Source organism: Synergistales bacterium, from assembly GCA_021736445.1.
In the GTDB taxonomy this organism is placed as follows: Bacteria; Synergistota; Synergistia; order Synergistales; family Aminiphilaceae; genus JAIPGA01.
This window is the reverse complement of record JAIPGA010000003.1, coordinates 20,661-44,598: the sequence shown is the minus strand read 5'-3', so window position 1 is coordinate 44,598 and position 23,938 is coordinate 20,661. Positions and strand designations below refer to the sequence as shown.

The 23,938-nt window shown below is 63.2% G+C and carries 22 protein-coding genes; all 22 read left to right on the top strand.

The genetic code is table 11. From position 1 onward, the window contains the following. Positions 1–47 precede the first annotated feature (47 nt). The 22 genes from guaA (at position 48) to K9L28_01070 (ending at position 23,932) form a co-directional block, all read left to right on the top strand. Positions 48–1,586, top strand: coding sequence for a glutamine-hydrolyzing GMP synthase (gene guaA / locus K9L28_01175; protein ID MCF7934945.1), 1,539 nt, complete (start codon positions 48–50; stop codon positions 1,584–1,586). Positions 1,587–1,643: 57 nt separating this feature from the next. Then, positions 1,644–3,734 carry a ribonuclease R gene (rnr, locus tag K9L28_01170; protein ID MCF7934944.1) on the top strand — a complete coding sequence of 697 codons (2,091 nt, stop codon included), beginning with the start codon at positions 1,644–1,646 and terminating at the stop codon, positions 3,732–3,734. A 40-nt stretch (positions 3,735–3,774) separates the two neighbouring features. Next, complete coding sequence (locus tag K9L28_01165; GenBank protein MCF7934943.1) at positions 3,775–4,434, top strand: molybdopterin-guanine dinucleotide biosynthesis protein MobB; 660 nt, start codon at positions 3,775–3,777, stop codon at positions 4,432–4,434. A 152-nt stretch (positions 4,435–4,586) separates the two neighbouring features. Next, entirely contained in the window at positions 4,587–6,551 is a 1,965-nt protein-coding gene (locus K9L28_01160; protein ID MCF7934942.1) for a sodium-translocating pyrophosphatase, read from the top strand. Positions 6,552–6,714: 163 nt separating this feature from the next. Next, the gene (gene dnaG, locus K9L28_01155; protein ID MCF7934941.1) at positions 6,715–8,466 is read left to right on the top strand and encodes a DNA primase; all 1,752 of its coding nucleotides are present in this window, start codon (positions 6,715–6,717) and stop codon (positions 8,464–8,466) included. A gap of 52 nt (positions 8,467–8,518) precedes the next feature. Continuing rightward, on the top strand, positions 8,519–9,676 hold the full coding sequence (gene rpoD / locus K9L28_01150; GenBank protein MCF7934940.1) for an RNA polymerase sigma factor RpoD: 1,158 nt from the start codon (positions 8,519–8,521) through the stop codon (positions 9,674–9,676). A gap of 91 nt (positions 9,677–9,767) precedes the next feature. Then, positions 9,768–10,046, top strand: a complete 279-nt coding sequence (locus K9L28_01145; GenBank protein MCF7934939.1) for an RNA-binding S4 domain-containing protein — start codon at positions 9,768–9,770, stop codon at positions 10,044–10,046. 34 nt (positions 10,047–10,080) lie between these two features. Further along, positions 10,081–11,358 carry a phosphopyruvate hydratase gene (gene eno / locus K9L28_01140; GenBank protein ID MCF7934938.1) on the top strand — a complete coding sequence of 426 codons (1,278 nt, stop codon included), beginning with the start codon at positions 10,081–10,083 and terminating at the stop codon, positions 11,356–11,358. Between the two features lie 99 nt (positions 11,359–11,457). Beyond that, positions 11,458–11,838 (top strand): RidA family protein, encoded by a 381-nt coding sequence (locus K9L28_01135; GenBank protein ID MCF7934937.1) that lies wholly within the window; start codon positions 11,458–11,460, stop codon positions 11,836–11,838. A 53-nt stretch (positions 11,839–11,891) separates the two neighbouring features. After that, positions 11,892–12,533 (top strand): redox-sensing transcriptional repressor Rex, encoded by a 642-nt coding sequence (locus tag K9L28_01130; protein ID MCF7934936.1) that lies wholly within the window; start codon positions 11,892–11,894, stop codon positions 12,531–12,533. 145 nt (positions 12,534–12,678) lie between these two features. Further along, positions 12,679–12,990, top strand: a complete 312-nt coding sequence (gene yajC / locus K9L28_01125; protein ID MCF7934935.1) for a preprotein translocase subunit YajC — start codon at positions 12,679–12,681, stop codon at positions 12,988–12,990. A gap of 127 nt (positions 12,991–13,117) precedes the next feature. Further along, complete coding sequence (gene secD / locus K9L28_01120; GenBank protein ID MCF7934934.1) at positions 13,118–14,500, top strand: protein translocase subunit SecD; 1,383 nt, start codon at positions 13,118–13,120, stop codon at positions 14,498–14,500. A 22-nt stretch (positions 14,501–14,522) separates the two neighbouring features. Beyond that, positions 14,523–15,395, top strand: coding sequence for a protein translocase subunit SecF (gene secF / locus K9L28_01115; GenBank protein ID MCF7934933.1), 873 nt, complete (start codon positions 14,523–14,525; stop codon positions 15,393–15,395). Positions 15,396–15,491: 96 nt separating this feature from the next. Continuing rightward, complete coding sequence (locus tag K9L28_01110; GenBank protein ID MCF7934932.1) at positions 15,492–15,812, top strand: hypothetical protein; 321 nt, start codon at positions 15,492–15,494, stop codon at positions 15,810–15,812. After that, positions 15,781–17,478: a DHH family phosphoesterase gene (locus tag K9L28_01105; GenBank protein MCF7934931.1), complete on the top strand. Its 1,698-nt coding sequence runs from the start codon at positions 15,781–15,783 to the stop codon at positions 17,476–17,478. Before K9L28_01110 ends, K9L28_01105 begins: the two co-directional genes overlap by 32 nt. A 153-nt stretch (positions 17,479–17,631) precedes the next feature. Further along, on the top strand, positions 17,632–19,821 hold the full coding sequence (locus K9L28_01100) for a bifunctional (p)ppGpp synthetase/guanosine-3',5'-bis(diphosphate) 3'-pyrophosphohydrolase (GenBank protein ID MCF7934930.1): 2,190 nt from the start codon (positions 17,632–17,634) through the stop codon (positions 19,819–19,821). A gap of 4 nt (positions 19,822–19,825) precedes the next feature. Continuing rightward, positions 19,826–20,281, top strand: coding sequence for a D-tyrosyl-tRNA(Tyr) deacylase (gene dtd / locus K9L28_01095; GenBank protein ID MCF7934929.1), 456 nt, complete (start codon positions 19,826–19,828; stop codon positions 20,279–20,281). Next, positions 20,278–20,907 (top strand): MBL fold metallo-hydrolase, encoded by a 630-nt coding sequence (locus K9L28_01090; GenBank protein ID MCF7934928.1) that lies wholly within the window; start codon positions 20,278–20,280, stop codon positions 20,905–20,907. The genes dtd and K9L28_01090 overlap by 4 nt, the downstream gene beginning before the upstream one ends. A 6-nt stretch (positions 20,908–20,913) precedes the next feature. Next, on the top strand, positions 20,914–21,612 hold the full coding sequence (gene radC, locus K9L28_01085; protein MCF7934927.1) for a DNA repair protein RadC: 699 nt from the start codon (positions 20,914–20,916) through the stop codon (positions 21,610–21,612). After that, positions 21,606–22,661, top strand: coding sequence for a rod shape-determining protein (locus K9L28_01080; protein MCF7934926.1), 1,056 nt, complete (start codon positions 21,606–21,608; stop codon positions 22,659–22,661). Before radC ends, K9L28_01080 begins: the two co-directional genes overlap by 7 nt. A gap of 24 nt (positions 22,662–22,685) precedes the next feature. Beyond that, positions 22,686–23,471, top strand: coding sequence for a rod shape-determining protein MreC (locus tag K9L28_01075; GenBank protein MCF7934925.1), 786 nt, complete (start codon positions 22,686–22,688; stop codon positions 23,469–23,471). Then, complete coding sequence (locus tag K9L28_01070) at positions 23,471–23,932, top strand: hypothetical protein (GenBank protein MCF7934924.1); 462 nt, start codon at positions 23,471–23,473, stop codon at positions 23,930–23,932. Before K9L28_01075 ends, K9L28_01070 begins: the two co-directional genes overlap by 1 nt. Positions 23,933–23,938 lie beyond the last annotated feature (6 nt).

Sequence of the window (23,938 nt, the reverse complement as noted above, 5' to 3'; positions counted from 1 at the left end):
TGTAGTATCTCTGGAGGTGAAGGGCGCCGAAGGATGCGCCTGGTCCAATGCAAGGAAGCGATACAATCATCGTCATCGATTTCGGTTCGCAATACACCCAGCTTATCGCCCGTCGAATCCGGGACGCCAAGGTCTACAGCGAGATCCTCCCCTGGGACACGCCCTGCGAAGAGATCATCGCCAGAGACCCCTCCGGCGTGGTGCTTTCCGGCGGGCCCGCCAGCGCTCCCGAGGAAGGGGCGCCGGCCATCGCACCGGAGCTGTTGCGGCAAACCTTTCCCGTTCTGGGCATCTGCTACGGCATGCAGACCATGGCCCACGTGATGGGCGGTGAGGTGACCAAGGGAGAGAGCGCCGAATACGGGAGAACGGACATCCGGATCACCGCCGACCATCCGCTGTTTACGGAGATCCCCCGGGAGCTTACCGTCTGGATGAGCCACTGGGATCGGGTCGCGACACTTCCGGAGGGGACCGTCTCGCTTGCCGAGAGCGCCGGTGGTGTTCCGGCGGGCTTCGCCACCCCGGAGGGCCACCTGATCGCCATCCAGTTTCATCCGGAGGTGGTCCATACCCAGTACGGACAGGAGATCCTCCGGAATTTCCTCTACGGTATCTGCGGCTGCGAACCCAGCTGGGATCTCGGCGCCTGGAGCGAGGAGAAGATAGCGGAGATCCGGAAACAGACCCGGGGCGAGAAGATCGTCTGCGGTCTGTCGGGGGGTGTGGACTCCACCGTGGCGGCCACGCTGACCCACCACGCCGTCGGCGACCGGCTGGAGTGCATCTTCGTCGACAACGGCCTCCTCCGTCTGAACGAGGCCCGGGAGGTGATGCAGGCCTTCGAGGCTCTTGACCTGAGGGTGCGCCATGTCGACGCCTCGGAGCGATTCCTCACGGCGCTGAAGGGGGTCAGTGACCCCGAGCGGAAACGACGCATCATCGGCGAGGTCTTCATCAGGGTCTTCGAGGAGGCGGCGGAGCGCGACGGCGGTGCGGACTGGCTGCTGCAGGGGACACTCTATCCCGATATCATCGAGAGCGGCAAGCGCGGCAAGGGGGCGGCGACCATCAAGACCCACCACAATGTGGGTGGTCTGCCGGAGGACATGGATCTCCAGGTGCTGGAGCCCCTGCGGGACCTTTTCAAGGACGAGGTCCGGCGTATCGGGAGGCTCCTCGGTGTGCCGGGGGGTATCCTGGAGCGGCATCCCTTCCCCGGCCCGGGTCTTGCGGTGCGCTGCCTCGGCGAGCTCTCTCCGGAACGGCTGGAGACCCTCCGCCGGGCCGACGCCGTTTTTATCGACGCAATCCGGAAGGCAGGTCTCTACAACGAGATCTGGCAGGCCTTCGTGGTGCTGCTGCCGGTACGCACCGTCGGTGTGATGGGCGATATCCGTACCTATGCGGAGGTGGCGGCGCTGCGCGCCGTGGAAGCCCAGGACGGCATGACCGCCGACTGGACGCGTCTCCCCGCCGACCTGCTCGACGGGGTGGCCCGGAGGATCTGTAACGAGATCCCCGAGATCAACAGGGTGGTTGTCGATGTAACCGGCAAGCCCCCTGCTACAATCGAATGGGAGTAGCAACAGGAGAAAGAATGGATGTGACTGTTTGACAAAATCAGTGAGGAAGGAATATCGGTGGAACGACAGCAGGTGATCGATGCGCTGCAACGGAGCTCCTCCAGGAAAGGGATACGGCTTTCCAGACTTGCCAAAGCGATGAACGCAAGCGGCCGGGATCGGGGGAAGCTCAAGGAGCTTCTCCGAACTCTGGAACAGGAAGGCCGGGTGTACCGGGACAGCCAGGGACGGATCTTCTGGGCCCGGGCCGTCGGCATGCTCCCGGGTATCATCAGTGTGCATCCCCGGCAGTTTGCCTTTGTCGCTCCCGACGAGGATGATATGGAAGACATCTTCATTCCCCCCGATGACAAGGGGAGCGCCATGCACGGCGACCATGTGCTGGTGCGGAGCAACGGCGAAGAGGAGCGCCCCTCCGGAAGCGTGGTCCGTGTGCTCCACCGCGGGATGTCCAAGATTGTCGGGACCGTACGGCGGCAGGGCCGAAAGGGGAAGCCCCGCTTGTTCCCCAGGGATCCCCGCATCGAAGAGGAATTTCTCCTTGAAGATGGCGGAGCTGCGGTGGAAGACGGTTCGGTGGTGGTGGCCGAGATCCTCCGCTATCCCGGCGCCGGAGAGCCTTCGGTGCGGATTACGCGGCATCTCGGCGGCGAGGAGGAGCCGGGCACGGGTGTCGCCGCCCTGATGGAGCAGTACGATGTGCAGGCGGAGTTTCCCGAGGCCGCCTGGCGGGAGGCCGACGAAGCCCTTGCGGTTGCAGAGAGAGGGCAGGAGGAACGCGAGGATCTGCAGTCCCTTTTTACCGTCACCATTGACCCCGAGGAGGCCAAGGACTTCGACGACGCCCTCTCCATCGAGCCCCGCGAGGGAGGAGGGTGGCGTGTGTGGGTGCATATCGCCGATGTCTCGGCCTATGTGCGCGAAGGGAGCGCCCTGGACCGCGAGGCCCGACGGCGGGCCTTCTCGCTCTACCTGGTGGACCGGGTGGTGCCCATGCTTCCCCCCCAGCTCTCCTCCGACCGCTGCAGTCTCCGCAGCGGGGAGTCCAGGGAGAGCCTCTCCGTTATGGTGGAGCTCGACAGAGAGGGTGAGGTGGAGCGGTACCGCATCACCCCGGCGCTCGTGGAGGTGGATGAGCGGCTGAGCTACGCCGAGGCCCAGCATATCCTGGACAGGGGAGCGGAGCGTGCCGGCGGGAAGCAGCTGCTCGGCACCCTGAGGGCGCTCAGCGAGGTCGCCGCGCTCCTGGAGCGGAAGCGCACCAAAGCAGGGATGCTGGGCTTCGATATGCCCGAGGCGGAGGTGCGGCTGGATGCCGCGGGGACCCCGCTTTCGGTCCGGGTCAAGGAGCGGTACTGGACCTACCGGATCGTGGAGCAGTACATGGTGCTGGCCAACGAGCTGGTGGCCCGTTTTCTGGAGGAGCGCAAGGTGCCTGCGGTCTTCCGTGTCCACGATACGCCCAGCGAGGAGAAGCTCGACCGGCTGCGGCACCTGCTGGAGATCCTCGGGATCTGGAAAGGCCGTATCCGCCCCGACCACAGCGCCATGCGGGCGATCACGGAGAAGGCGAAGAAGACCAGGCGGCGGCGCCTCATCCAGACGCTGCTGCTCCGGTCGCTGCCCCGCGCCCAGTACAAGCCCGCACCAAGCGGGCATTTCGGCCTGGCTCTGGAGCGGTATCTCCACTTCACCTCTCCCATCAGGCGCTACGCCGACCTGGTGGTCCACAGGGTGGTCAAGGCGCTTGTGGTCCACGGAACGCCGCCCGCACGGCTCATGGATCGCTATGCCGAGTTCAAGGCCGTCGCCGAACACGCCACCGCCCGCGAGGAGACGGTGGACGAGCTGGAGCGTGCCTCGAAACGGATGAAGATCCTGGAATACATGGCCACCCGCACCGGCGAGGTCTTCCAGGGCAATATCTCCGGTGTGGTCTCCCAGGGGCTCTTTGTGGAGCTCTCCAACACCGCCGAAGGCTTTCTGCCGGTACGGTTTCTGGAAGGGGATTTCTATCGCTATGTGGAGCCCCAGCAGGCGATGATCGGGAGCAGAAGCGGCAAGACCTATCGTCTCGGCGACCCGATCAGGACCCGTGTGGTGCGCGTGCAGCAGCAGCTCGGCCAGATGGAGCTGGAACCGGCGTGACGCCTCTGCCGGCGCCGCGGAGAAACAGGGAGGTCGCGCAATGCCCTATGTGCTTGCGGTAAGCGGTTTCAAAGCATCGGGAAAGACCACCTTCTGCCGTTCCCTGGTGCAGTATCTGACGGAGCGGAACTGGCAGGTGGGCTATATCAAACACAGTCGGCACGAGGTCTGCAGCCCCCAGGGGACCGATATGGGCGGCTTCGCAGGGAGTGTCCCCTCCGTGTGGTGGGGTGAGGACGGCGCGCGGATGGAGCTCCCCGGAACCGAAGACATCCACGAGATCACCGCCCGCTGTTTCCCCGGTTTCGATCTGGTGGTACTGGAAGGGGGAAAACAGCTCCCGTTCCCGCGGATCTGGCTGGGACCGCCTTCCTCCATTCCCGAGGGGGTCACCGGGGTCTTCGCCGTCCATGACCGCGAGGCCCCCGAGGACGACCATCGGAGGGAGCCGGCCCTCTACGGGAAGGATGGAGCGCAGCGGCTCTTCGAACGGGTCGACGGAATCCTGCAGGAGGGCGGCACCGGCCCTCTGGAGGTCTATGTCGGGGGGCGCAGGGTTCCCGTCAAGGCCTTTGTGGGCGAGTTCATCCGCGGCGGCGTGGCCGGAATGATCCGCGCCCTCAAGGGGGTCTCCGATCCGGAAACCGGCGGCATTGTCCTGGCTGCGCCGCCCCGGAGACGGGGTGAACGGGAAGAATAGCCTCCCCCGCGAGCGGCGTATCACCCGCGGTTTCGGCTGGTATGGGTTGTCGTCAGTGCGGCCAGTGTCTATAATGTAAGGCACTTTTCAGGCGGTGCCGGCAGGTGCCGTCTGATCTTGTGTGGAAACAAAAAAAGGAGGGAGTTGTGCAGATGAGCACACAAATCGTAATGTTGGTAGGAGGTTCGGGGCTTCTTGCGTTGGTCTTCGCCCTTGTCGCGCTCGGCAGGGTGCGGAGTTTCTCCGTTTCCAACGAACGGGTCAACGAGCTTTCGAGGATTATCCAGAAGGGCGCGATGACCTTTCTTTCCACGGAGTACCGCTGGCTTTTTCCCTTTGTCGTTGTCGTTGCGCTGCTTCTCTGGTGGAAGATCAGTACCCCCACGGCGATCTGTTTTGTTTTCGGCGCGCTCTGCAGCGCTACGGCCGGTCTGGTGGGAATGCGTGTGGCCACCGGGGCCAACGGCAAGACAGCCTTCGCTGCCATCGAAGGTGTCAACCCCGCACTGCGGATCGCCTTCACCGGCGGACTGGTCATGGGCATGTCCGTGGTGGGGCTCGGTGTGCTTGGTGTCGTGATCTCCTACATGATCTTCGGTGATCCCGGCGTCATCACCGGGTTCGGCTTCGGGGCCAGTTCCATCGCCCTCTTCGCCAGGGTCGGCGGCGGTATCTATACCAAGGCCGCCGATGTGGGCGCCGACCTGGTGGGGAAGGTGGAAGCCGGTATCCCCGAGGACGACCCCCGGAATCCGGCGGTCATCGCCGACAACGTGGGCGACAATGTGGGCGACATCGCCGGTATGGGCGCCGACCTCTTCGAATCCTATGTGAACTCCATCATCGCCGCCATGGCCATCGGCGTGGTCAGCTTCGGCGACGCCGGGATCATCTACCCGCTGCTTCTGGCGGCGCTGGGGATCGTGTCGGCCGTTATCGGCAGCTTCTTCGTCAGGGTGAAGGAGGGCGGCGATCCGCAGGTGGCCCTCCGGAATGGCCAGATCAGCACCGGCCTGCTGATGATCGCGGGCACCTTCTTCCTGACCCGGAGCGTCTTCGACGGCGACAGCACGCTCTTTCTGGCCGTTGTCTCCGGTGTCCTGATCGGTGTCCTGATCGGCTATGTCACCGAGGTCTACACCTCCTCGGCCTTCAAGAGCGTCAAGGATATCGCCGCCTCGTCGGTCACCGGGCACGCCACCAACATCCTCGCCGGTGTCGGTGTCGGCATGCGCTCCACCGCCATCCCGGTGCTCCTGATCTGCGGCGCCATTCTGGTGGGCGTCAACTTCGGCGGTCTCTACGGCATCGCCTGCGCCGCGGTGGGGATGCTCTCCATCACCGGCATGTCCCTCAGTGTGGACGCCTACGGACCGATCGCCGACAATGCCGGCGGCATCGCCGAGATGGCCGACCTGCCCGAGGGTGTCCGGCAGATCACCGACAAGCTCGACGCCGTGGGCAACACCACGGCGGCCATGGGGAAGGGCCTGGCCATCGGCTCGGCAGCTCTGACCGCACTGGCTCTCTTCTCCGCCTACGGAACGGCGGTGGAGCTGCAAGCCATCGACCTGATGCGTCCCACAGTCATGGTGGGGCTCTTTATCGGCGGCATGCTGCCCTTCCTCTTCAGCGCCCTGACCATCCAGGCTGTGGAACGGGCCTCCCGTTCCATGATCGAGGAGGTCCGCCGGCAGTTCAAGGAGGTCCCCGGCATCATGGAAGGGACCGGCCGTCCCGAGTACGAGCGCTGTGTGGATATCTCCACCAAGGCCTCGCTGAAGGAGATGGTTGTGCCCGGCATGCTGGCGGTGGTGGTTCCCGTGGTGATCGGCGTCTTTCTCGGCGCCGAGGCGCTGGGCGGCCTCCTGGCCGGCGCCATCATCACCGGCGTGATGCTGGCCATCTACATGGCCAACGCAGGCGGCGCCTGGGACAACGCCAAGAAGTACATCGAAGAGGGGAACCACGGCGGCAAGGGCTCCGACTCCCACGCCGCTGCGGTGACCGGCGATACGGTAGGGGATCCCTTCAAGGACACCGCCGGGCCGAGCCTCAATATCCTCATCAAGCTCATGTCCGTGGTGGCTCTGGTGATCGCACCGCTGCTGATGTAGCGGATGTCGCGGGGGATCCGTACGGTACGGACCCTCTTCCCGACGTGTGTCCCGGCGGTTCTGCGGGGCCCCGGAGGCGCACGGGAGTGTGGAACACCATAGGAAGCGCTGGAAGGGGGCCCTTTGCGCCCCCTTCTTCCTTCCTCTCTGGAGGAGGTATGGGATGCAGGACGATGCTGTGCGAAGCGTGAAAGAACGGCTGGATATCGTCGACGTGATCGGCGACTATGTGGCACTCCGCAAGGTAGGCAGCAACTACCGCGGGCTCTGTCCCTTCCACAGCGAGAAGACCCCTTCCTTCTACGTCTCCCCGGAGCGTGGGTCCTACCACTGTTTCGGGTGCGGCGCCGGCGGGGACCTGATCTCCTTCGTCATGGAGATGGAGGGGCTCTCTTTTGTGGAGGCCATGGAGCTGCTCGCACCGCGGGCCGGCGTCACCTTCCGGCGGGAGGGCGGAAAAGGGGGGAAGACCGACGCCTATCAGCTGCTGACGCTGGCGAACCGTTTTTTCTCGGAGAATCTCACCGGCAAGACCGGCCTTCCGGCGAGGCGCTATCTGGAGCGCCGGGGGATCGACGCCACCACCGCCAGGAGCTTTGAGCTCGGATGGGCCGGTGAAAGCTGGGACGGACTCTGCCGCTTTCTGGACCGACAGGGGGTGCCCACCAGGGCGGCCCTCGAGTCGGGACTGGTGCTGGAGGGCAGAAACGGCCTCTACGATCGCTTCCGGGGTCGGATCATCTTTCCCATCCACGATGTATCGGGACGCGTGGTGGCCTTCGGCGGACGGCTCGTGGGCGGCGACGGGGCGAAATACATCAACAGTCCGGAAAACGAGCTCTTCCGGAAACGCCGCTCTCTCTATCTGATCCACAAGGCGAAACAGGGCATGCGTGAAGCCGGGCGGGCGATCCTGGTGGAGGGCTACACGGACGCCATCCGACTGCACATGCACGGGTTCACCAATGCCGTAGCTACCCTGGGCACCTCCCTCACGGAGGGACAGGCGGACATCCTGACCCGTTTCGCTTCGCAGTGCCTGATCTGCTACGATGCCGACGCTGCCGGGGAGGAGGCGACGCTCCGGGGGATGTATCTGCTGCAGTCCCGCGGCCTGGATGTGCGGGTTGTGTCGCTTCCCGAAGGCAGCGATCCCGACGATCTGCTCAGGGAGGAAGGCGGGAAGGAGACCTTCCAAGAAGCACAGCGATCGGCGCTTCCCCTTTTGAACTATCATCTCAAACTCCGGAGTCCCGCTCTGCAGGATCAGGCGCGGCGTCCGGCGGCGGCCAGGGAGATCCTCGAGAAGATGGCCGAGCTGCCTGACATCGACACGGCGCCCTACCTGCCCGAGGTCGCCTCGGGACTGGGGTTGTTCGCCCACCAGGTGCAGCAGACGGTGGAGGAATATCGAAAGGGCCGCAAACCTCGGGCAGGGAATCGGCCTTCCGGGGACGTATCTAGTAGTGCAGAGGGAATGCAGATAGAGGCAGAACAGCAGGAGACCCCCGATTCCCTGGAATCCGCCCTGGTCTATCTGCTCTGGAACGGCCGGGGGAGCGGGGAGATTCCCCCGACGGCGCAGGTGTTGCCGCTGCTGGAAAACGAACTGCTGGCACATATCGCTGCGGCGCTGCTGCAGGGCGAGTCGCCGGAAGAGCTGGAGAGCCGGTGGCTGATCACCGGCGACAGACGGCCTCTGCGCGCCCTGGCTCTGGGTGCGGCCATGTGCGATCGCTTCGAGGAGAGCGGCAATACGCTGCGCGTCGTGCTGGAGAGCCTGCAGCGGAAGAAGCAGCAGAAGCGGTATCTGGAAGTGCAGGAGCGATTCCGGCGGGGCAGTGCGACACCGGAGGATCTCTCCCTGCTCAAGGAACTGGGCAGGGAGCTCAAAGGAGGGCATCGACACAGATAGCATGGGGCAGGTAACCTGTGATACCAAGGTGAGAACGGGAGGCATGCGGAGCATGCAGGACGAGCAGCTGCAGAACGGCGGGAAGGCGGCCGCAAAGACGAAACCCGATCAGGAGACTGTGAACAAGGAGATCAAGACCTATTACCGTTGTGTTCGGAAGCTCCTGCAGGAGGGGCAGAAAAAGGGCTGCATCTCCTATGAGGACATCGAGAAGATGCTTCCGCCGGAGTACCTGAATGCCGAGAACCTGGACAACCTCTATTCGGAGATCATGGAACTGGGGATCGACGTCCGCGAGGAGGCCGCCCAGGAGAAGGAGAACGCGGCCAGGAGCGATCTTGTCCCCCTCTCCGAGGAGGATCTGGGCACACTGGAAGACCTCCCCCTCTCCGATCCGGTGCGGATGTATCTCCGGGAAATCGGCAAGATCTCGCTGCTGGTTCCCGAGGAGGAGGTGCGGCTGGCCAAGCTTGTCGAGGCGGGTGACCCCGAGGGGAAGCGCGCCCTGGTGGAGGCCAACCTCCGTCTGGTGGTCAGTATCGCCAAGAAGTACATCGGCCGGGGGATGCTCTTCCTCGATCTCATCCAGGAGGGGAACCTGGGACTCATCCGGGCGGTGGAGAAGTTCGACTACCGCAAGGGATACAAGTTCAGCACCTATGCCACCTGGTGGATCCGGCAGGCCATCACCCGGGCCATCGCCGACCAGGCGCGGACCATCCGGATTCCCGTGCACATGGTGGAGACCATCAACAAGCTGATCCGGGTCTCGCGCCAGCTGGTGCAGCGTCTCGGCAGGGAGCCCGCCGCCGATGAGATCGCCAGGGAGATGGATATCCCCGCCGAGAAGGTGGAGGATATCCAGCGGATCGCCCAGGACCCCGTATCGCTGGAGACGCCCATCGGCGAGGAGGAAGACAGCCAGCTGGGCGACTTTCTGGAAGACAAGGATCTCCCCAGCCCCGAGGACGCCGCCTCCAGTCAGCTGCTTCGGGAGCAGCTGGAGGGCATGCTCGGCGACCTCACCGACCGGGAACGCGAGGTTCTGCGATTGCGCTTCGGGCTGGAGGACGGTCATCCCTACACCCTCGAAGAGGTGGGTCGGCGCTTTGGTGTGACCCGCGAACGGATCCGGCAGATCGAGGCCAAGGCGCTGCGGAAGCTGCGCCATCCCAGCAGAAGCCGGAAACTCAGGGATTTCCTGGAATGATGGAGGAATACATGGCCTGTCGAGCGATTGCCTTGTCTCCAATATGCTTTCTTTGCTATACTGCACGCGGTTCGTGCACAGAGGCGCAATCATGAGACTGGATCTCTACCTCAAGCGCTCCAGACTCGTCAAACGGCGCGCCAGGGCCCGTGAGATGGTGGAGGTCGGAGCGGTCCGGATCGACGGCAGGGAGGGCAAGCCCGCCACTGCCGTAACGGAAGGGGCGCGGATCGAGATCGCCTATCCGAGACGGCTGCTGGTGGTTCGTGTCGTCGAAACCGACGACAAACAGTTGAAGCGCGGGGCGAAAGCCTTCGAGGTGCTCGAAGAGCGGCGTGTCTCCGGAGAGCGTGTTCCCTGGGAGGAATAGCGCCTTCGAAATGGAGAGAGCAGGGAGGATAGAGATGGGTTATATCGTAGGTGTACACGGACGGGAGATCCTGGATTCAAGGGGCACCCCTACAGTCGAGGCCGAGGTGTGGCTCGACAGCGGTATCGTGGGCAGGGCGGCCGTCCCCTCCGGAGCTTCCACGGGGACCTTTGAGGCACTGGAACTCCGGGACGGCGGAACACGCTACCGCGGCAAGGGCGTGGAGCAGGCTGTGGACAACATCAATACGCTGATCTCGCCGGAGCTGCTGGGGATGGATCCCGCCGACCAGCACGAGGTCGACGATACCATGATCGAACTCGACGGAACGGACAACAAGGACAAGCTGGGGGCCAACGCCATCCTCGGGGTTTCCCTGGCCACGGCGAGAGCGGCCGCCCGCGAGCGGGAGCTCCCTCTCTGGGCATGGCTCGGCGGTCTCAACGGCGGTGTCCTGCCTGTTCCCCTGATGAACGTGATCAACGGCGGGGAGCACGCCAACAACAACGTGGATATCCAGGAATTTATGCTTGTCCCCCACGGCGCCGGGAGCTTCGCCGAGGCGCTGCGGATGGGGACGGAAACCTACGCTGCACTGAAATCCATTGTCGCCGAGCGCGGCATGAGCACCGCTGTGGGCGATGAAGGCGGCTTTGCTCCGGACCTCGCCGGTTCCCGGGAGGCCCTGGACCTTTTGATGGAGGCCATCGGGAAGGCCGGCTATGCGCCGGGCGATCAGATCGGTCTCGCCGTAGACGCCGCCGCCAACGAGATGTACGGCGACGGTGTCTACCGGTTCAAGGGCGAAGGGGCGACGTTGACGCCCCAGGAGCTTGTGGACTACTATGCGGGCCTGTGTGAGGACTATCCGCTCATTTCCATCGAGGACGGCATGGCCGAGGAGGACTGGGACGGCTGGGCCGCCCTGACGGAGCGGCTCGGGAACGACGTGCAGCTTGTGGGCGACGACCTCTTTGTCACCAACCCCAGGCGTTTTACCAGGGGGATCGATGAGGGGATCGCCAACGCCATCCTGATCAAGCTCAATCAGATCGGCTCTTTGAGCGAGACGCTGGAGGTGATCCGGATGGCGCTCTGGAACGGCTACGGTGCCGTCGTCTCCCATCGCTCCGGTGAGACCGACGATGCCTTTATCAGCGATCTCGCCGTGGCCACCGGTGTGGGGCAGATCAAAACGGGAGCGCCCGCGCGGATGGATCGTGTCGCCAAATACAACCAGCTGCTCCGTATCGCCGAAGAGGTCGGCATGCAGGGCGGCTTCGCCGGGAAGAAACGAATCCGCTGCAGGTAGCGACGATGCGGTGAACACCGCACGGCAGTGGCGTAGAGGAGGATCGGACGGGGCCCCTCCGGGGCTCTTTGACGGATGTCGGCAAAAGGAGGACAAACGATGAAACAGGCAATCTCCACAGACAATGCTCCGGCGGCTATCGGGCCCTACAGTCAGGGGATGTGGGCCGGAAACATGCTCTTTCTCTCCGGGCAGGTCGGCCTCGACCCGGCGACGGGAGAGCTTGTAGGTGAGGGTGTTGAGGAGCAGGCGGTGCGAACCATGGAGAACATCGCCGCACTGCTGGAATCCCAGGGGCTGGATTTCAACAATGTAGTGAAGACGACCATCTTCGCCACAGACATCGCCTATTTCCAGGCGGTCAACGAGGTGTACGGCAAGCGTTTCGCCGATGCTCCCCCGGCGCGGTCCTTTATCCAGGTAGCGGCGCTCCCCAAGGGCGCGAAGGTGGAAATCGAAACGGTGGCATTGAAGGGGTAATGCCGGTCCCCGAGTCAGGCGAGAATGCGGTACGGGGAAGGGGAATCGGCTGAATGAAGATTGCAGAACCCACCGTAGAACGACTGGTACAGTACTACAGACTGTTGAAGCAACTGCACGAAGAGGGGCGCAAGGTCGTTTCCTCCCAGGATATCGGCGAGATCCTCGCGTTCAAGGCGAGCCAGGTCCGGAAGGATCTCTCCTACTTCGGCGAGATCGGGAAGCGGGGCGTCGGCTACCATGTGGACCGGCTGTATTCCCACATACGGGAGATCCTCGCTTCCCCGCAGGTGTGGCATATCGGCCTCGTCGGGGTGGGACACCTCGGCGAGGCGCTGTTGGGGTACAATTCGCTGCGGAGCGAGAAGTTCAATATCCATGCGCTCTTCGATGTGGATGAGAGCAAGGTGGGCGGCGAGGTGCACGGCATCCCCTGCTACCATGTAGAGGAGATGCCGCAGCGGATCCGGGAACTGGAGATAGAGGTGGTGATCCTCACCGTCCCCGGCCATGCGGCGCAGTCCTGTGTGGACAAGGCCGCGGAAAGCGGGGTGATCCAGGGGATACTCTCCTTTTCCCCCACGCCGGTGGTGGCGCCGGAGGACGTGCTTGTCTACAGCGTCGATATCTCCGTAGAACTGGAGAAGCTGCTCTTCTATCTCAAACAGGCGCAGGAGTCAGCGAGCCACGACTGAAGTCGCGGCTTCCTGCGGCAGATTTTCGTGAGTGTTTTTTCTCTCCACCGTGCATGGTACAATAAGCCCTGTTCGTTTCGCGACCATGAAGGGAACCAACCTAAGGGAGGCGGTTTGAGTGCAGCAGCAAGGCAGCGTTCTGGGCATGTTGATGCCTCTGGTATTATTCGGTGTCATCTTTTATTTTCTGATTCTTCGTCCGCAAAAGAAAAAGAAACGGCAGCACGAGGAGATGCTTGCCTCGATCCGGAAGGGCGACAAGGTGGTCACCGCCGGAGGATTCTGGGGCACGGTCAAGGATCTCAAGGGCGACAGCTTCATCGTTGAGATTGCCGACGGCATCAAGGCCCGGGTGATGAAAGCCTCTATCTCCTTCAAGATGGACAGCGCCCAGGAGGAGGCCATGGAGGAATCCTCCGAGGAGGAGACCGAGCAGGAGAGCGGAAGCGGAGACTAGTGAGCCGCCTGTAGGCTCTGAGTGTTGTTGCGGAGTGGGTGCGGCAGCGCCTACTCCGTTTTTCGTGAATCCGGTTGGATAGAGAGGACCACAGATGACAGGTGTTTTGGTACGGGGAGGGTAAAGAATGCTGAGACGTGATCGCTGGCGGCTGATGCTTGTGCTTGTTATCGTAGCCGCAGCCGCGATTTCCGTGTTCCCGATTAAAGACAAGATCCGCCTTGGACTGGATCTCAAAGGCGGAGCGCACATTCTCCTGAAGGCGAAATCCACACCCCAGAACCCGGTGACCGAGGACAGTATCCAGCGGCTGCTGGCTGTCCTGCGGAACCGGATCGATCAGTACGGTGTCACCGAACCGGTGATCCAGCGCTCCGGAACAGACCGGGTCATCGTCGACCTGCCCGGCGTGCAGGATCCGGAGGCCGCGCTGGAACTGATCGGGAAGACCGCTTTGCTGGAGTTCAAGCCTGTGGAGTCGGCATCGCCGACGCTGCCCGAGCCTCCGCAACGGGAGAACTACGATTCCGAAGAGGCCTACCGGAAGACCCTGGAGCGGTGGAAGCAGGCCAGGGAAGAAGCGGCACAGTACGCCGAGCGGATGAAGGAGCGGGCCGAGGGCAATCCGGATCTGACTGTTGCCGGGGACGAACAGGGCCGCACCTATCTGCTTGGGGAAACCATGGTGTCCGGCAAGTCGCTGAAGGATGCGAGCACGAGTTACGGCAGTCTGGGACGCCCGGTGGTCACCCTGGAGTTCAACGCCGAGGGGACCAGGCTCTTTGACCAGGCCACCAGCGAGCTGGTAGGCGAACAGCTTGCTATCGTTCTTGACGGTACCGTTGTCTCCGCACCGGTGGTGCAGGAACGGATCAGCGGCGGCAACGCCCAGATATCGGGCAAGTTCACCTCCTCCGAGGCGCGCCGCCTGGCCATCATGCTCCGTGCCGGCGCACTGCCCGTGCCCGTGGAGATCCTGGAGAACCGGTCGGTCGGACCCACCCTCGGTGCGGATTCCATCCAGGACGGGCTCCGGGCCGGGCTCATCGGCGCCGCTCTGGTCATCCTCTTCATGCTGGCGTATTACCGATTGCTGGGGACCGCAGCCGTCACGGCGCTGGGCGTCACATTGCTCCTCGTCTTCGCCGCCCTGATCAGCCTGAAAGCGACGCTGACACTGCCCGGCATCGCCGGGATCATCCTTACCATCGGGATGGCGGTGGACGGAAACATCCTGATCTACGAACGAGTCAGGGAGGAGATCCGAGCCGGAAAGACCCCCTTCGCCTCCATCGACTCCGGCTTCCGGAAGGCGCTTACCACCATCCTCGACGCCAACATCACCACACTGATCGCGGCTGCGGTGCTGTACTATTTCGGGAGCGGACCGATACGGGGGTTTGCCGTTACGCTGAGTATCGGTATCGTGGCCAGTGTGTTCAGCGCTGTGCTCGTAACGAGAGTCCTGCTGCAAACGTTTCTCGCCAAGCACGCCGCCAGGTTGAAGTGAAGCGAAAGGAGTTTAGCGACCCATGTTTGCACGCAACTGGAATATAGACTTCATGAAGGGCAGAAAGGTGTCGGCTCTGGTGAGTATCGTGCTCATCGTGGCCAGCCTTGGGCTGCTTGTGACGCGGGGGCTGAATCTTGGGATCGATTTCCAGGGCGGGATCCTGATGCAGCTGGAGTTCCCCTCCCGGGTCTCGGTGGACGAGATGCGCACCCTGCTTGGCGATGTCGGGCAGGAGGGCGCGCAGATTCAGGCCTATAGCGACAGGGGGATCCTGATCCGCCTTCAGAGCCACCAGGGGGAGGTGCGCGAGCAGACGCTTGCCGCGATCCGCACACAGCATCCCGATGTGGATGTCCTCCGTCTGGAAAAGGTGGGTCCCGTGGTGGGGGAGCAGCTGCGCAACGAGGCGCTTCTGGCCGTCGCCATCGCCCTGATCGGGATACTGGCCTATATTACGGTGCGGTTCCGCTTCCGTTTCGCCGTATCCAGCGTGTTGGCGCTGCTGCACGATACCATCATCACCCTGGGTGTGTTCAGCCTCACCTGGCGGGAGATCTCGCTTCCCTTCATTGCGGCGATCCTGACCATTGTCGGCTATTCACTGAACGACACCATCGTCGTTCTCGACAGGGTGCGGGAAAACTGGCGCTTCCTGCGCAACTGGGGCATCGCGCCGCTTCTCAACACCTCCATCAACCAGATGCTCTCCCGGACCATCAACACCTCGCTGACCACCTTCCTTCCCGTGCTCGCCTTCTTTATCTGGGGCGGCCCGGTGATCGCAAACTTCTCCTTTGCGCTGCTGGTGGGTATCGTGGTGGGGACCTACAGCTCCATCTACATCTCCGGAGGGGTGCTCTGCGCGTGGTACGAGCGTAGCCCCGAGCGTTAGGATCTTCTGTCCTGTCAATGGGGATGATGGTGGGGTCCATCGTCCCCATTTTTCGTAGGTTGGTATACTGTGGTACGACAGAAAGGGGGTAACGGTATGGAATCCATCTTGCAGCTGATCATGGAAGGCATCGGAGTGCAGTCATCGGCTGTCGAAGCCTGCAGGAAAAACCTCGAGCCCCTCGTGGAGGAGGGACGGCTGACACGCGAGGATGTCCAGGGGATCACCGACGGTATGGCCTCCACGTTGCGGGAGCGGCGGGAGGTCCTTCTCGAAGGCGCCAGGAGTGAGCTCTCCAGGGTGCTGGCGCTCCTTCCCCTGGTTCCGCAGGATCGATTCCAGCAGCTTCAGGAGCGGGTGGACCAGCTGGAACGCACCATGAAGGATGGAGAGCCGGGCCGGGGCGAATCCAGCTGACCGGCTTCTGACCGATCGCATGCTTGCCTTTTGGAAAGCCGGGGAGATCACATACAGGACCATCGACAGCACGGCGGAGCGCGACGCGGAGGAACTGGGGACGACGCCTCTGGTGGCGGCCGCAGCACGTCTCTGTCGCGACGGGGCGCCGGAGCAACGGGATCTCTTCACCCCTCCACTGGAAGAGGCCGTGTCCTCCCTGCAGGGACTTGGAGACGGCGACGAGAGCGTGCTTCTCGCCAACCGGGCGGGTCCGGGTCGACAGGTGGTGGTCTACGGTGACTACGATGCCGACGGCGTGTCCGCCACGGCGTTGGCGGTGCGGATCTGTATGCGCCTCGGAGCAACGGTGCGGTACTTCATCCCCCATCGCAACAGGGACGGCTACGGACTGCACAGCGGGGTGATGAAGCAGATCGTCTCGCGCGGATGTGATCTGGTGCTTGCCGTCGACTGCGGCACGCGGGACGAACAGGCCCTGGAGGTGGCGGCTGCAGCGGGGATCCCCGTGCTGGTCTTCGACCACCATCGTCCCGGAGAGGGCGAGATCCCCCGGGGTGTGCAGATTGTGAATCCCTTCGTCCGGGAATCCCGGCTGGAGGCCCGCCGGCTCTGCGCTGCGGCGGTTCTCTGGGTCTGGGCGTATCAGCATGCCGTGGTCCCGCGTTCCTGGTTGAAGGAACAGACGGACCTGGTCGCCCTGGCCACGGTGGCGGACTGCATGGAGCTGGGTCCGCTGAACCGTGCGCTGGTCGCTGATGGACTGGAGAGACTGCGTTCCCCCCGACGTAACGGTCTCGGCCTGTTGATGAAAGCCCTGTATATCGACCCGAAGCGGATGACGGAGCGGGATATCGCCATGCGGCTGGGGCCTTCGATCAACGCGGCAGGCAGGATGCATCTGGCTGACGTGGCGGTGGAGGTGCTGCTGGACAATCCAGGTTTCGAGAAGCATGTCTCCAGGCTGGTGGAGCTCAACAGGAAACGCCGCACCCTCTCCACACGCATGGTCAAAGAGATCGCCCCTCTCTACGAAGCGGGACGAAAGGTCCTCAAGGAGGACGCCTGGCCCGCGGGGTTGCTCAGCGGCATTGCGGGCCGTATCTGTGGAACGTACAATCAACCTGTGGCGCTGGCTACCGAAATGGGGCCGCTGATCCGCGGTTCCCTCCGTGTTCCGCCAGGCGGGAATGCCCTGGATGTCCTGGAGCCGCTGGATCCGCAGCTTGAGGCCTGGGGCGGGCACCATGCGGCTGCGGGTTTCAGCGTACTCCCGGAACACTGGGAAGAGGTGGCGGAGCGACTGGAAGCCGAACTGGGAGCGATCGTCCCTGAGGAGCGGGGAGTAGAGGTGCTCGCCGTCCCTCCCGGTGAGATCCAGTTTGAAGAGGTGGCCGATCTGGAGCGTCTCGGTCCCTTTGGTATGGGCAACAGTCCTCCACGGTTCTACGTGGATGCCTGTGGGACACCGGAATTGCGTACGCTTGGGAAGGGCGAACGGCATGCGGCGGTCCGTTGTGGGGCGGCGGAACTGCTTGCCTTTAACGGGAAAAAGGCGTTGGAGGGGATTGCAGATATCCGGGGCTGGGTCTACAGACCCCGTTTGTCCGCATTCAGGGGGAGCGTAGAACGGCAGTTTGTCCTGGAGGGGGTTGTTGTTCCCTGAAGAGGGGCCTGCGTGGCAGGCACAGGGGGGAGTATCGTGGGTTCGCACAGAAAAGAGGGCTCCAAGGCACCGCAGTCGGCTGTAGGCGCGCTTGGTGCCAGTGGAGGGGCGAAGAGCACCGGTAAAAGCCTGCAGAAGCTCCGCGACAGCTTTATGGGCCGTGTTCCGGCACAGCAGCGCGTGGCGTCGCTCAAGCTGGTCTGGCAGGAGCTGTGGAGCAAGGCTGTCCAGTATATGGACAGCGGGGAGCTCGCCGAACTCGGTGAAGCCTTTGTCTTCGCCGCCGATGCCCATGACGGGCAGTGGCGTTCCTCCGGGGACCCCTACACCACCCACACCATCAGCGTGACCACCATACTCGCCGAGATGCAGCTTGAGCGGGAGGTACTGCTTGCCGCGATCCTCCACGATATCCTCGAGGACACCGCCGTTCCCAAAGAGCGGCTGGCCGAGAAGTTCGGCGACCACGTGGCGGTTCTCGTTGACGGGGTGACGAAGCTCGGCAAGCTTCCCTTCAAGTCCATCGAGGACTACCAGGCGGAGAATCTCCGCAAGATGTTCATCGTCATGGCCAAGGATATCCGGGTGGTCCTGATCAAACTCGCCGACCGTGTCCACAACATGCGGACCCTTCAGTCGCTGCGGCGGGACAAGCAGCTCCGGATCGCCAAGGAGACCCTGGAGATCTACGCGCCGCTTGCCCATCGCCTGGGCATCTATCAGATCAAGCGCGAGCTGGAGGACCTGGCGTTCAAGATCCAGGATCCGGACATGTACTATGAGATCCGCCGTCGGGTGCGCAAGAAACTCCCCGAACGCGAGGCGGTGGTGAAAGACGCCATCAACGCCCTGCAGGAGAGAGTGAAAAGCTCGGACATCGATATCTATATCACGGGCCGTGCCAAGCACTTTTTCAGCATCTTCGAAAAGATGCAGCGCAAGAACCTGTCGCTGGAACAGGTCTACGATCTCCTGGCGGTACGGGTGATCGTCTCCACCATTACCGAGTGCTACACTGTCCTTGGTACGGTCCACACCCTCTGGAAGCCGATTCCGGGACAGTTCGACGACTATATCGCCAACCCGAAGAACAACATGTACCAGTCGCTGCATACCACTGTGGTGGGCCCCAGCGGGGAACCGCTGGAGGTGCAGATCCGCACCTGGGAGATGCACCAGATCGCCGAGTACGGGATCGCCGCCCACTGGCAGTACAAGGAAAAGAGGAACAAGACGGACGAACTGGACCAGCGTCTCACCTGGGTGCGTCAGGCCCTGGAGGAGCAGTCCGATGCGGAGGAGCCCTCGTCCTTTCTGGAGCACCTCAAGGAGGACGTGCTGACCTCGGAGGTCTTCGTCTTCACACCCCAGGGGGATGTGGTCAACCTCCCGAATGGATCGACGCCCATCGATTTCGCCTATTCCATCCACACCGAAGTGGGGCACAAGTGTGTGGGGGCCATGGTGAACGGACGAATCGTCTCCATGGACTACACCCTCCAGAACGGCGACATCGTCCGGGTGCTCACCTCGCCGCAGGGACATCCCTCCAGGGACTGGCTGAAGGTCGTCCGAAGCAACCGTGCCAGATCCAAGATCCGCTCCTATTTCCGGCAGAAGGAGCGGGCCGAGCGGGAGCGCCGCGTCTCCCGGGGCAGGGAGCTCATCGACCGGGAGCTCCGCAAGAAGGGGTATGAAGGTTCCGGGGCGGTGGAGGATTACAAGGGCCAGATGAATCGGGCGGCCCGGGACTACGGCTTTGCCCACGCCGATGAGCTCCTTGCGGAGATCGGCAGCGGCAACAGGAACCCCGAAGCGGTGGCCTCCAAAGTCGTGCAAAAGAGCCGGAAGCCGGCGCAGCCCGAGGAGCTTCCCGAGACCAGGACACCGGAGCACAAGCGGGAATTCGATTCGGAAATCGCCGTGGAAGGGGACGAGGGGGTTCTGGTCAGCATCGCCAACTGCTGTCGCCCCGTACCCGGTGACCCTATTGTGGGCTATGTCACCAAGAACCGCGGCATCACGGTCCACCATGTGCATTGCGGCAACATCAAGAATGCGGCCCGGGACCGGCTGGTGAACGTCAGCTGGGGGAACAGGGTGGCGCACTCGTATCCCGCGCGGATCAACGTCGAGGCCGGCGACCGGCCGACGCTTTTTGCCGACATCAGTCAGGCCATCAACGCTGCGGAGGCGAGCATCGTCGGTGTCAGGGCCAGCGTCAAGGGAGCCAACAGGGCGGTGATGACAGCGGAGATCCAGGTGCGTGATCTCGAACATCTCTATCATGTCATCGCAAAGGTCAATGCCGTGCCAGGCGTTATGCAGGTCGTTCGGGGGTGACGGGATGCGTGCGGTAGTGCAGCGGGTCGAATGGGCGGACGTCGAGGTGGACCAGCGGCGGGAAGGGGCCATAGAAGAGGGGCTCTGCATCCTTCTCGGGGTGGGTGTCGACGATGGCGACAGGGATCTGGAGTGGCTGGCGGGCAAGATCCCGGGTCTTCGTATCTTCGAAGACGAGAAGGGGAAGATGAACCGTTCCCTGAAGGACATCGGTGGGTCGGCCCTTGTGATTTCGCAGTTTACCCTGTACGGTGACTGCCGGAAAGGACGGCGCCCCTCCTTTGTGGGGGCGGCGCCTCCCGAAAAGGCTGAGGAGTATTACGATAGATTTGTAGCCCGTCTCCGCGAAGACGGCATTCCTGTACAGACAGGTGTGTTCCGGGAGTTCATGCGTGTCAGCCTGTGTAACAGCGGGCCGGTGACGCTGATGATCGACAGTAAAGGAGGCAATCAGGTGTGAATATACGGCGTTTTCCCCTGGGACCGCTCTGGACCAACGGCTATCTCCTCTGGGATGACGGCAGGAAGGCCTGCTTCATCGATCCCGGAGGTGACCCCGAGGAGGTGCTGATGTTGATCGGCGAAGAGGATCTTGCCCTGGAACTGATCCTTCTGACCCATGGGCATGCCGATCACATATGGGGCCTGGAGCGGCTCCGCAGCCGGACCGGCGCGCCTGCGGCGATCCACCGTGAGGATGCGCCCAAGCTGGCCGATCCCTCGGAGAACCTCTCCGCAGCCATGGGACGGGATTGCCGTTGCGCCCCGCCGGAGCAATCACTGGAGGACGGGAACCACCTCCAGGCGGGAGCCATGGCCGTTGAAGTGCTCCATACGCCCGGACACACGCCGGGCGGCTGTTCCTTCCTCGTTTCCGAAGGCGACGAACAGGCGCTCTTCTCAGGGGATACCCTCTTCGCCATGAGCATCGGCCGCACGGACCTTCCCGGAGGTGACGAGCGGACCCTCAGGGATTCCCTGAAGCGGTACGGCGCACTCCCCGACGGGATTGCCGTCTATCCGGGGCACGGGCCGGAGACAACCCTGGGGGAAGAGCGGCGCACCAACCCCTTCTGGCCCCGTTGATCCCCCATGTCTTCCTTCAAGGATCTTCCGGCCGAAGAACGGCCGCGGGAGCGTCTCTTTGGGCAGGGGCCGGGTGCCCTGAGCGTATCGGAGGTCATCGCGATTCTCCTCAATACAGGCGGCGCCGGCAGGGATGTGCTGGACCTCGCCGGGGAGGTGCTCCGCGAGTTTGGGGGCATCCAGGGACTGGCGCGGGCCACCCCGAAGGAGCTGCGTTCCATCAAAGGAGTGGGGAAGGCCAAGGCCGCCTATCTGGCCGCGGCCCTGGAGCTGGCCAGACGGTATCTGACGGCGAAACGGGAGGAACAGGCGACGCTTCCCGGATGGGAACAGGAGATCCGGGAGTGGAGCGTGCAGTATGCCGCGGCGGAGCGCGAATACATCCTCTCCCTCTTCCTCGACAGCCGGAAGAGGGTGCTTGGCAGGGAGGTGCTCTCCCACGGCGGGCTCGACGGCGCCTTTCTGGATCTGCCCTACCTTCTGCGGCGGGCGGTTCGTCTCGGCGCGGAGGCCATGATCCTGGCCCACAACCATCCCGACGGTGCGTCGCGGCCCAGCCGCGACGACATCACGCTGACGGTCAATGTGGCCCGGAAACTGGCGGTGCTGGATATCAAGCTGGTTGATCATTTTATCCTTGCGGGTGGCGAAATGTATCCCGTTCCCAGACATTTGTGGGATGAAAGCGAGGGGATGACGTGCTGAAACGTTTTTCAGGGTTGCTGAGCAGAGATGTGGGTATCGACATGGGAACGGCGAATTTCGTGGTGTACCTTCGAGGCAAAGGCGTCGTAGCCATCGAACCCTCCTCTGTGGCCCTGCGTAGAACAGGAAAGAAAAACCGGGAGGATGTGATCGCCGTGGGGGCGGCGGCGAAAGCGATGGTCGGCAAGACCCCCAACGGTGTCCTGACGGTCCGCCCGCTGCTCCACGGCGTGATCGCCGACTACGAGATGACAGAGGTCATGATCGGACACTTCATGTCCCTTGTGAATACGAGCCACCGCTTTCTCTCCCATCCCCGGGTCGTCATCTGCGCCCCGGCCTGTGTCACCGAGGTGGAGCGGCGGGCCATTATCGATGCCACCCTCGGTGCCGGAGCCCGCGAAGCCTATGTCATCGAGGAGCCTATCGCCGCGGCCCTGGGTGCCGGTCTGGAGATCTACAAGCCCACCGGCAACATGATCCTGGATATCGGCGGGGGCACCACGGAGGTGGCCGTGCTTTCCATGGGCGGCATTGTGATCAAGAGCTCATTGCGTTCCGCAGGCGACGAGATGGACCAGTCCATTGTCTCCATGCTGCGGCAGCAGTACACCCTGAGCATCGGGGAGGTGACCGCGGAGGAGATCAAAAAGAACATCGGCAGCGCCGTGCCCCTGAAAGAAGAGATGACCATGGAGGTCAAGGGCAGGGATCTCATGGACGGTCTGCCCAAGGCGGTGCGCATCACCTCCGAGGAGATCAGGGAGACCCTGGAGCCCACGGTGCAGAATATCGAGGACCTCGTGCGGGACGCCCTGGAGCGCACCCCGCCCGAGCTGGCCCGGGATATCGTGGATCAGGGGCTGGTGCTCACCGGCGGCGGTGCCCTGCTCCGCGGACTGGGGACCTACCTGCAGTCGGCGCTGAAGATCCCTGTGACCATCGCCGAAGACCCTCTGTTCTGCGTGGCCAATGGTGTGGGGAAGGTGCTGGAGGAGCTGGACAGTATGAAAAAGGTGCTGATCTCCGTGGACAAGGGAGTGCAGTAGTGCCGGTCCGCCGGTAGAGAGACCATGATGCGTTGGGAGGGGATCCAGTCGCCCTGGGCGCATAGCCTGATCGCCTGCATCGCCGGCCTTGTTCTGCTGGGCTGTTCGTTGCAGTTTGCCGGAACGAGGGATGCCGTGAATACGGTGACAGTCGTGCTGGCTGTCCCCGAATACCCGGCGAAGGCTCTCCGTGAAGGGGCGGTGGCGATCTACCGCTGGAACGCCGAACGTACCGACTATATGCGCCACATAGAGAAGCTGGAACAGGAGAATCTCGCTCTGCGGAGAGCGCTGACCGAACAGAGGCCGAACGTGGAGCCCCTTGCGCGGCCCCATCTGGTGACGGCCATGGTGGATCTGCGGTATCCCCACCAATGGTGGCAGCGGCTCCGCGTCGATGCAGGAACCCGCCAGGGGGTCGGTATCGGGGATCCGGTGTTGAACAAGGGGAAGCTGGTCGGCCGGGTGGTTGATGTGGGGAGATCCTTTGCCTGGGTGGAATTGCTGACCTCTTCGGGGCTCAGCATTCCCGTGGTGGTCGAGGAAACCAGGGATCTCGGCGTTGTCCAGGGAGACAACCGGGGTGGCGTGGTCCTCCGGTTTATCCCCCCCGACAGGGAGCTCGAAGAGGGGATGCATCTCTCCACGGCACTGGTGGGCGAGGTCTTCCCCCCGGGGATTCCTGTGGGTGCGGTGCGTGAACCGGGCGTTGAAACGGCAGGCCTCCGTCCCTACGGTGTGGCGGCGGAGAGCACCTTCTCCCGCCTCTACGCTGTGCAGGTGCTGGTGAAGAGGGGAGATCGGCCCTGATGTGGCTCGCGTTCTTTTGGTATGCCCAGGATCTGCTCCAGGTGCTTCTTGCCCGGGGATTCTTTGTGCCGGAGCTCTTTTTCCTTGCTCTGTTTTTTCAGGGGGTTACAGAGGAATACGACCTGAGCACCCTGATCTGGAGCGCCTTTCTCGGAGGCCTGCTCTGGGATCTGCGATGGAGCGGGCTTCCGGGATTCACCTCGGTTCTCTACGTCGCCATTTTGACGGTTGGGTTCGGTATCTGGAGCGCCATCCCCCGTCAGGCCCGGACGGCGATGATCGTTGTCCTGATCGCCGGAGGCTGCCACTGTGCCGCGGGAACCACCAGGGTGCTTCTTCTGGACTTTCCCGAACGCGATACGCTGCTCCTGCTGATCCTGCAGCAGCTGATGGCGCTTCCCTTTCTTGTTCAGGGCGGGATGTGGCTGATGCGCAAGGAGGGTCCCTTCCGTGCACCCTAAGCGCCT